8 protein-coding genes are annotated in these 7,356 nt (G+C 69.2%); 1 reads left to right on the forward strand and 7 read right to left on the reverse strand.

Annotation, left to right across the window (positions count from 1 at the left end):
• The 7 genes from HMPREF1008_RS10305 to HMPREF1008_RS08025 form a co-directional block, all read right to left on the reverse strand.
• Positions 1-409 (reverse strand): pseudouridine synthase (locus HMPREF1008_RS10305; protein WP_040656779.1); only part of this gene is annotated, 409 nt, incomplete at its 3' end.
• Positions 410-464: 55 nt separating this feature from the next.
• A complete protein-coding gene (gene scpB, locus HMPREF1008_RS08000) occupies positions 465-1,271 on the reverse strand; it encodes an SMC-Scp complex subunit ScpB (protein WP_009279357.1) in 807 nt (268 codons plus the stop codon).
• A complete protein-coding gene (locus tag HMPREF1008_RS08005) occupies positions 1,268-2,083 on the reverse strand; it encodes a ScpA family protein (RefSeq protein ID WP_009279358.1) in 816 nt (271 codons plus the stop codon). Before HMPREF1008_RS08005 ends, scpB begins: the two co-directional genes overlap by 4 nt.
• 1 nt (position 2,084) lies before the next feature.
• Complete coding sequence (locus HMPREF1008_RS08010) at positions 2,085-2,753, reverse strand: site-2 protease family protein (protein ID WP_232202854.1); 669 nt, start codon at positions 2,751-2,753, stop codon at positions 2,085-2,087.
• A 9-nt stretch (positions 2,754-2,762) separates the two neighbouring features.
• Complete coding sequence (locus HMPREF1008_RS09990) at positions 2,763-3,401, reverse strand: hypothetical protein (RefSeq protein WP_009279360.1); 639 nt, start codon at positions 3,399-3,401, stop codon at positions 2,763-2,765.
• Positions 3,394-5,385 carry a ribosomal protection-like ABC-F family protein gene (gene abc-f, locus HMPREF1008_RS08020; RefSeq protein WP_009279361.1) on the reverse strand — a complete coding sequence of 664 codons (1,992 nt, stop codon included), beginning with the start codon at positions 5,383-5,385 and terminating at the stop codon, positions 3,394-3,396. Before abc-f ends, HMPREF1008_RS09990 begins: the two co-directional genes overlap by 8 nt.
• Positions 5,386-5,834: 449 nt before the next feature.
• The gene (locus HMPREF1008_RS08025) at positions 5,835-6,260 is read right to left on the reverse strand and encodes a VOC family protein (RefSeq protein ID WP_009279362.1); all 426 of its coding nucleotides are present in this window, start codon (positions 6,258-6,260) and stop codon (positions 5,835-5,837) included.
• A gap of 435 nt (positions 6,261-6,695) precedes the next feature.
• Between HMPREF1008_RS08025 and HMPREF1008_RS09995 the strand changes: the two genes are divergently transcribed.
• Positions 6,696-7,356: MarR family winged helix-turn-helix transcriptional regulator (locus HMPREF1008_RS09995; protein ID WP_009279363.1), on the forward strand; the 661-nt coding region annotated here is incomplete at its 3' end.

The following is a 7,356-nucleotide window of genomic DNA, read 5'->3' on the forward strand; positions in this document are numbered from 1 at the left end:
AGGCGACGTAGTGCTTCCAGACGTGGCGGGAGGGGTGGAGCATGCCGTTCGCCACGTCGCCGTTGGTGGTGAAGAGCAGGAGGCCCGTGGTGTCACCGTCGAGCCGGCCCACCGGGAAGAGACCGGGATGGCGGTCCGTGGGCACGAGACTCGCCACGCAGGGACGGCCCTGGGGGTCCCTCATGGTGGTGAGGTAGCCCGCGGGCTTGTAGAGCATGACGTAGGCGTGCCCGTCGGCCAGGCGCACGAGGCGGCCGTCCACGCGCACCTCGTCCGCGTCGACGTCGACCTTGCTGCCCAGCTCGCTCACCACCTGGCCGTTCACGCTCACGCGCCCGGCGCACATGAGGTCCTCGGAGCCGCGCCGACTCGCGACGCCCGCACGGGCGAGGAAGCGCTGCAAACGCATGGTGTGCGGCGCGCCCTCGGGAAAGGCCCGCTTGGCGCGCGCGTCCCCCTCGCCCCTATTCGACATCACAGGACGCCTCCCCGACCACTGTGCCCGCGGCTTCCGCCTCGCCGCTCGGGACGACCGTCGCGGCGGCCACGCCGCCGGCCTGGGCGAGGGGGGCCTCTCCCCCGTCCGCGAGGGCAACGAGGACCTCCGGGGCGTCCCCGTCGTAGCCGTCACCCAGGAGCTCCCGCTCCTGCTCCATGTCCTCCGAGGTCTCCTCCAGGGTGGACGAGATGGCCCGGCCGCTCAGGCGCTCACGGATGAACTGGCGCGACTCCTCGTCGGGCGCGAAGTCCTCGAGCGGCGGCAGGTCGCGCAGGGACCTGAGGCCGAACTGCTCCAGGAAGCGGCGGGTCGTGCCGTAGAGGAGGGCGCCGGAGCGACCCGACTCGTGCCCCACCTCGCGGACGAGGCCCTTCTCCTTGAGGGAGCCGATGACGCCGTCCGAGTTGACGCCGCGCACGGCCTTCACGCCCTCGCGCGTGACGGGCTGGTGGTACGCGATCACGGCGAGGGTCTCGAGGGCCGCCTGCGAGAGACGACGCATGTCCCACGAGAGCACGTAGCCCTCCACCTGCTCGTGGTAGGCGGGGTGGGTGAAGAGCCTCCAGCCGCCCGCGACCTCGCGCAGCTGGAAGCCGCGGTTGGCGTCGGAGTACTCCGCCGCAAGCTCAGCGAGGGCGGACGCCGCCTCGCCCGGGGCGACCCCCAGCGCCTTCGCGAGGTCGGTCGCCGGGACGGCGTCGGTCGAGACCAGGAGCAGCGCCTCGAGCTGGCCCCTGAGGGAGCCGGTGGAAAGTCGTTCGAGCTCGCTCATTGGAGTTCCTCCTCAATGCTGGTCAGTTCGGACTCGTCCAGCTCGAAGGCCGGTGCGCCCTCCACGCGTGCCACGTCGATCTCCCCGAAGGTCCGCGACTGGCTGAGCGTCACGGCGCCGCGCTTGCTGAGCTCGAGGATGGCCAGGAAGGTCGCGACGACCGCCTCGGGCCTCCAGTCACCGTCCACGAGCTCGGAGAAGGTCACGAGCGGACGGGCGCGGGTGAGGCGGTCGACCGACGCCACGGTGAGGGCGATGGGCAGGCGCTTGGGGGCGACGTGCTCCGCCTCGAGCAGGAAGCCCTCGCGCCTGCTGTCGAGGTCGGCGCAGATCACGGCGAGCGAGCGCAGGGTGATGCCCTTGAGGTAGTCGGGCATGAGGCCCATGAACTCCGGGTCGGGGCCGGCCGTGCGCGCGAGCATGAGGCCCTCCGCCTCCATGCGGTTCCCCAGGGCCATGCCGGCGTTCCTGAACTGCTTGTAGGCGATGAGCCGGGCGATGAGGACCTCGCGCACCTCCTCGGGCGAGAGGTCCGCGAACTCGTCGTCGTCCGCATCGTCGTCCCGCCGCGACGGCACGGAGTGGTCGGGCACCAGAGACGCGGCCTTCATGTCGAGGAGGGTCGACGCCACGAGAACGAAGTCGCTCGCCACGTCCAGGTCCAGCTCCCCCATGGAGCGGACCTCCTCGAGGTACTGGTCGGCCACCTCGGCGATGGATATGGAGCCGATGGCCACCTTCTGCCTGCTCACGAGCTGGAGGAGCAGGTCGAAGGGCCCCGAGTAGACCTGGGTCCTCACGCGGTACGACATGCTAGGCCCCCAGGAGGTGGCCGGCCAGGCGGATGGCGGTGGCCCTGAGGTAGGAGCTCAGGGGGTCGAAGCCCAGCAGGCCCGGCAGGACGTAGAGGACGACGAGCAGGATGGGCATGGAGTAGGCCTGCACCTGCTGGTATATGCGGCATCCCTCTCCCCTGAGGAAGGGCGAGAGGAGCTTGGAACCGTCGAGGGGCGGCAGGGGGATGAGGTTGAAGAAGGCAAGGGAGCAGTTGACGTAGCACCAGGACGAGGTGACGCGCAACAGCCAGTACGCCAGGCCGTACCCTCCGTCCCAGAAGCCCGCGAGGGCCTGGAAGGCGAGACCGGCCACGACCGCCTGGAGGAGGTTGCAGGCCGGGCCCGCTAGGGCGACCAGCGCCTCGTCACGGGCGGGATGACGCAGGCGGCGTGGGTCGAAGGGCACGGGACGGGCGTAGCCGAAGACCGGCCCCTGGGCGAGCGCCATGAGGACGGGCAGGAGGACCGACCCGAAGGGGTCGAGGTGCGCCGCGGGGTTGAGGGTGAGCCGTCCCTGCTCCTTCGCCGTGGGGTCGCCCAGCATGAGGGCGGCCCAGGCGTGAGCGAGCTCGTGCAGGACGAGCGAGAGGACGGCCACGCCGACGCTGACGAGCGTCCCGACGACGCTCATGAGGCTGAGGTCCACGTCCGCCCCCTAGCGCCGGGATGCCCGGGACAGGAGCCAGTCGAGCACGAAGAGCGCGAGGGCCGCGATGGCGAAGTCGAGCCTCAGGACCCCGCCGAGCGGCGTCTCGAAGAGCAGGGCGCCCGAGAGGGCACGGGGCAGGAGCTGCGAGACGCGTGCCGTGAGCTCGAGGAGCTGGACGCGGTGCGATCCCACGACCACGGCGTCCGCGACCACGAGGGCCGAGAGGCCAAGCGCCGCGAGCCTGCAGGCGAGGGCGAGGAGCCACAGGGCGAGACGGGCGAGGAGCCCTCCCAGCGAGGACAGGAAGCCCCCATGGCGGCGGGCGGGCTCGGGCGAGAAGGCCTCGCGGCGAGGGCTCGGCACCGCGGCACGAGGCGCTGGCACGTAGGGCCTCTGCACCGGGGCCGGCTGTGCACGCGGCACCTGGGCCGCAGGCCTCAGCAGCGTGCGCTCGGGACTCTCGCCTGCCTGACGCGCGGAACGGTCAAGGCGCCTGGTCGCAGGCTCCGCCGCCTGCCAGGGGCGCGGATCGTCGGCCGCCACGTAGGCGTCGGAAGGCACGTGGGCGCCCGCCTGTGAAAACTCCTGCCGGGGAGAGGCCGCCGTGCGCCCCTCCCAGCCACCACCCGGGACGTCGCTAGGCATTGAGGGCCTCCTCTATCTTCTCCGTGAGCTCGAGCCACTCCTCCTCGAGCGAGGGGATCTTCTTCGAGAGCGCGTTGTACTCCGCCATGCACGTGTCGAAGCGGTCTGCGTCGGCATAGAGCTCCTCCGAGGCCATGAGCTCCATCAGCTCCGCATAGCGCTTGCGTGCGGGCTCGAGGGCGGACTCGACCTGCCTCAGGCGGCGCCTCTCGCCCTTGAGGGCGCGGTTCGCGGCGTTGCGCGCCTCCGCCTCCGCGCGGCGCTGCTCCTTGGTCTTCACGTTACGGCCCTGGGTCACGGGCTCCTCCTGGCTCGCCGTCGCACGGGCGGGCTGTGGCGCCTGCTGTCCGGACGCCTCGGCCTCCCGGGCCTCGAGCTCGGCGCGCTTGAAGAGGTAGTAGTCGTAGTCCCCGTCATAGAGGGTCACCTTGTGGTCGCGCACCTCGATGACCTTGTTCGCCACGGCACGCACGAGGTGCTCGTCGTGGCTGATGAGCATGATGGTGCCCGGGAAGTCGACGAGCGCCTGCTCGAGCACGTCCACCGAGTCGATGTCCAGGTGGTTGGTGGGCTCGTCCAGGCAGAGCAGGGGGTCCGGCGAGACGAGCATCCTGGCCAGCGCGAGGCGCGCCCGCTCCCCGCCCGAGAGCACGCCGACGCGCTTGTCCACGTCGTCGCCATGGAAGAGGAAGGCGCCCAGGAGCCGGCGCTCCTCCGAGCTCGTCCAGCCGGGGGCAGCCTCGTCCATCTCCTGCATGACGGTCAGGCCCTCGTGCAGGGTCTCGAGCTGGTGCTGGGCGTAGTAGGTCTGGGTCACGTTCTGCCCCAGCTCGACCGTGCCACGACTGGGCTCCTCGTGGCCGTTGACGATCTTCACGAGCGTGGACTTGCCCGCACCGTTGGGGCCCACGAGGACCGCATGGTCGCCGCGGTAGAGCTTGAGGTCGACGCCCTCGTAGACGTGGTTCTCCCCGTAGCTCTTCGCCACGCCCTCGAGGCTGATCACCATGTCGCCCGTGCGCGGGGGCTCCGGGAAGCGGAAGCGGACCTTCTTCGACGACTCGGGCAGCACCACGAGCTCGGACTGGATCTGCTCGATGCGCCGAATGCGCTCCTGGACCTGCTTGGCCTTGGTGGGCTTGTAGCGGAACTTGTCCACGAAGACCTGCATGTGGTTGATGTCGCGCTCCTGGGCGGCGCGCTTGGCGCGGAGCTGCTCCAGGTTGTCCTCGCGCTGGCGCAGGTAGCCGGAGTAGTTGCCCACGTAGGTGATCAGGCGCTTGTTCTCGAGCGCGGCGACGTGGCTCACGCAGGAGTCCATGAAGGCACGGTCGTGGCTCACCAGGAGCACGGCGCCGTCATAGGAGCTCAGGAAGGACTCAAGCCACTTGACGCTCTCGAGGTCGAGGTGGTTGGTGGGCTCGTCCAGGAGCAGGAGGTCGGGATGGCGGAGGAGGAGCTTTGAGAGGGCGATGCGCATCTGCCAGCCGCCCGAGAAGTCGCGCGAAGGCTTGTCGAAGTCCTCGATGGGAAACCCCAGGCCGCCCAGGATCTGCCGGGCGCGCGCCTCGAGCTCGTAGCCGCCCAGCCGCTCGAAGCGGTCCTGCGCCGCGCCGTAGCGCTCGAGGAGGCCGTCCTGCTCGGGCCCGGTGGGCATGGACGAGATCTGGTGCTCCATCTGGGATATGCGGCGCTCGAGCTCCTTGAGCTCGTGGGCGGAGTCGACGACCTCGGCGAGGGCGCTCTTCTCGCCCGCCAGATGGGTCTCCTGCTCCAGGTAGCCGATGCTGCAGTCGCGCGCGAAGCTCACCGTGCCCTCGTCGGCGGACTCCTGGCCCATGATTATCTTGAGCAGCGTGGTCTTCCCGGCGCCGTTGGGACCCACCAGGCCCCAACGCTCGCCGGCATTGAGCTGCAGCGTAGCGGCCGAGTACAGGACCCGGCCGCCGAATGACTTCGAGATCTTGTCAGCGAGTGCGATCAAGCGCGTTCCTCCGGATGCCCGCCTACACGTGACCTCCCAGTATACGAGATGGACTGGCGGGGGCGACGTCTCCTGCCGGCGCGCACATCGCAGGAACAGAATGGCTCGCCGACGACTGCAGGCCAGGCGCGCCCACTACGTCCAACGCGTGCCCGGGTTCGTCCGCAGCGTCCGACGCACTCGGAGGCTCGTCTCGACAACGCCCGATACGCGCGTATTCTTCTTGATAGCGTCCGACGCGCGCCAAGATTCGCCGAAAGCGTCCGACGCGTCTTTGGCGCAGTCGGCAACTGGGCAAACGCGAACGCTTCAGACGCGTTCGACGTATTCGTGGATTTTACGCACGCGTTCGACGTGCTCGTTCGACTCATGCGCAGCCCCGCACGCGCAGCGCGGCTCGACGTCGAACGACACATATGTCAGGCGCGGTGACGCCGCGAGCGTCGCGCCTACGAGCAGAGATGGATGGCGAAGCCCGCGATCTGCCGCTCGAAGTAGATCAGCTGGGTGCTGCCATCAGGCCTGAGCACGCGCGACGCCTGGTTGAGCCTGAACCCGCGCGCCTCGAACCAGCGCTCCGCCGCAGGCAGGTCGTCGACATGGAAGCCGATGTGGCCCTTCTCCCCGCGCGGGGCCTGGGGGCGCATTATCTCGACCAGGCTGCCCGAGAAGAGCGAGATGGGGGCCTGGACGTTGCGCGGCAGCCCCATGAGGGTCTGGAAGAGGCCCGCGATCTGCTCCGCCTCCTCGTCCGTAGCCGCGTTCACGCCCACGTGGGCGATGCTGAGCCCGAAGAGTGCCACCGGATCGTCCTGCACGCTCGTGTCCTGCACGCTCGTGTCCTGCACGCTCGTGTCCTGCACCTCGTCTGCCATGAAAAGCTCCCCTTCCTCGTCGTAGGAGGACCCTCTCCCCTCTTCCCCCTTTTCGCTCGAGTGTACAAGCTGAAGGTTTCAACTTGCGCACTCGTGAGACGGTTTCTCTCTCCTTCCTGCACAGACATCGTGACGCGGCTGTCGAGTGCGCAATTGAGTGCTTTAAGTTTGCGCACTCGCGAGGGGGAGGTGGGACGAGGGTGGTGAATCAAGGGGCGCGCGGCTCCGGCGGTCGTCGCATCCACAGGAAAGCGAACAAATTACACAGGTACCTGTCTTATGTGGAGGAGCGGTGTAGATGCGCCTCCCAACGAGGTCGAGCGTCGCAATCCAACTCCGCACTGCTATCGTCGTAGACAGTTACACAGGTACCTGACATTCGAAAGACGCACGGAAGGACCGTGCGGGACGCCAGGCGCCGACGGAGGGATTCGCATGACCGAAGAGAACGACACCCAGACCCAGGCAGACCAGACCGAGGAGGTCGCGGGCGAGAAGGCCGAGGCCACGAGCCCCAAGGCCCACGAGGAGATCTCGCTCGCCCACAAGGCCGGACGCATGGGCAACCTGCTCTATCGCTACACCAAGCTCCAGACCGAGGCCCACGGCGGCTTCGGCGACCCGCTGCGCGGCCAGGGACGCGTGCTCGCGCTGCTCAAGGCCAAGCCCGAGACCAGCCAGAAGGAGCTCTCGTTCCTGCTCGACATGCGCCAGCAGTCGCTCTCGGAGCTGCTCGCCAAGCTGGAGGAGAAGGGCTTCGTCACCCGTGCCAAGTCCGAGGAGGACGGGCGCGTCACCATGGTGCGTCTGACTGAGGAGGGCGCGTCCGCCGCCCCCGCCGAGGACGACATGGACCCCGACGAGGACGTCTTCTCCTGCCTCTCCGCCGAGGAGCGCGCCCAGTTCGAAGCCCACGTTGACACCGTGATCGCCTCCTTGGAGGAGAAGCTCCGTGCATTGGGCTTCGACCCCAACGCCAGGCGCGAGCGCCACGACGACCGCCGCGGCGGCTTTGGGCGCGGGCGAGACGAGCGCGGAGGGCGCGGCGGCTATGGTCGTGGCGGCTTCGAGCGCGGAGGGCGCGACGAGCGTCGGG

It is taken from the genome of Olsenella sp. oral taxon 809 str. F0356 (assembly GCF_000233535.1).
In the GTDB taxonomy this organism is placed as follows: domain Bacteria; phylum Actinomycetota; class Coriobacteriia; order Coriobacteriales; family Atopobiaceae; genus Olsenella_I; species Olsenella_I phocaeensis.